This window comes from Parabacteroides hominis, assembly GCF_014287585.1.
In the GTDB taxonomy this organism is placed as follows: Bacteria; Bacteroidota; Bacteroidia; order Bacteroidales; family Tannerellaceae; genus Parabacteroides; species Parabacteroides hominis.
In genome coordinates, this window is sequence record NZ_JACOOJ010000091.1 from 1 (window position 1) to 1,684 (window position 1,684).

Here is a 1,684-nt window from a genome sequence, read left to right on the forward strand (position 1 = left end):
TACCTCATCAAGCATTTGATTATCAGACTCAAGGGTGATTTTTAAATTGGGTTTCACCCCAACTTCCTGGGCTTTCATACCCACAAATGAAATTACCAGAGTCTTTGCAGAACTTGGTACATCTGCAATATTCTGATTGTTAATGGATTAATTATACATATAGTCTAAGCTATTATCTATTTATAAGAAATAATGCATCGAATATGATTCATGTACATATATTTGATATACAGAGTATTAATATATATACTCTAAATAATGTTTTTTTCAAAGATGATCGTAAATAGGACTATGGTTCTACCAGTTTTATCCTGATTCTTTAGCAGTACAATTGGTCTATTATTCTGGAAACTTATTATTGATTGCAAAACAACTGTCATACTATCATGCTTTGCTTAAAGCAAACTTTTTGTTATTTCTTACTTATTGTACGGTTTTCCTAAATACCCATTGGTCTGGATCGAAACAGTAGCGCATGAAATTTGATTTTATACCCCATATATTTCAAATAACCCGCAAGGGTAATATTTTTTAAGAAACAAGATATTTGGCAAGAGTCTGAATATTAACAATATATGAATATCTGCCTTTTTTGGAGGGGTTCTTGTATTTTTTATCATATATAAATCTGTTTAGGATAGGTTCATTTCTTCTCAGATTTGAATCAAAAATGATAATTTATGGGTGAACAAACAGACAAGGCTGCGCTTTGTGTCGCAGGCTCTCTTTTGCCGTCTGCTTCAGCAGACGGTTTAAAAGATCAGGAGGCAAAGCCTCTTCCTCTGTGGACTTTAGCCCCTTTCATCTATTGTATTTAAAGGGGCTAAAACCCACAGAGGAACCGGCAAAGCCGGAACAATCAGCTATCCGCCTGCTGAAGCAGACGGCAAAAGAGAGCCTGCGGCACAAGGCGTAGTCTTGTTTTAGGGCTTAAAGAAGAGGATTGTTTTGATTTGACTTTTTGATAGCCGGAAAAAGATAACTGATTTGTCTAATTGATACCAAGACCGGAGTGTGTTGCAATATCATACCATAATATTTATCAGTTTTTGATTATTTTCTACCCTTGTAGACCTGAGCCCTTTTTTGAACCCTCAGAATCGCCCAAAAACGATGCTTGGACGAGAGGTTAAAAATAGATAATTTTAAAGGAGGCGAAATTAAGGACATTTCATGAGGAACCAATCAAAAATATCGATCAGGCATGATCTTTTGTTAATTATCATCCCCATTTTTGTAAAATCCTATTAGTTTTTAGTTGTTATAATAAATTTATTATTACATTTGCCTTCTCTTAGGAATATTTACACACATGCAAGATGTGTAAAAACAAATAGTGCAAATTAGTTATTTATAAGTTAAACAAAAAAAGTGTGTCTATGAAAAGGTTAACTTTCCTTTTATTCTGCCTATTATTAGGTATTGGGATGGCCAACGCTCAGACGACGAAAGTAACAGGTACTGTTATTTCGGCGGAAGACAACGAGCCCATCATTGGTGCATCTATAGTTGTTAAAGGTACGACTATAGGTACGGTAACAGATTTTAACGGTGCATTTTCTCTGGATGTACCAAGTTCTGCAAAGACTCTGATCGTTTCTTTTGTAGGTATGAAGTCCCAGGAAGTCGGGGTAAAACCGACGTTACATGTCTTGTTGGCATCAGACAATCAGATGCTTGACGA

At 35.4% G+C, this 1,684-nt stretch carries 1 protein-coding gene and 1 pseudogene; one reads left to right on the plus strand and one right to left on the minus strand.

Going from position 1 to position 1,684, the window contains the following annotated elements:
- Positions 1–123 (minus strand): annotated as a pseudogene (locus tag H8S65_RS21435) (peptidase associated/transthyretin-like domain-containing protein); the annotation flags it as partial.
- Positions 124–1,379: 1,256 nt separating this feature from the next.
- Here H8S65_RS21435 and H8S65_RS20770 point away from each other — a divergent pair.
- Positions 1,380–1,684: carboxypeptidase-like regulatory domain-containing protein (locus H8S65_RS20770; RefSeq protein ID WP_186931709.1), on the plus strand; the 305-nt coding region annotated here is incomplete at its 3' end.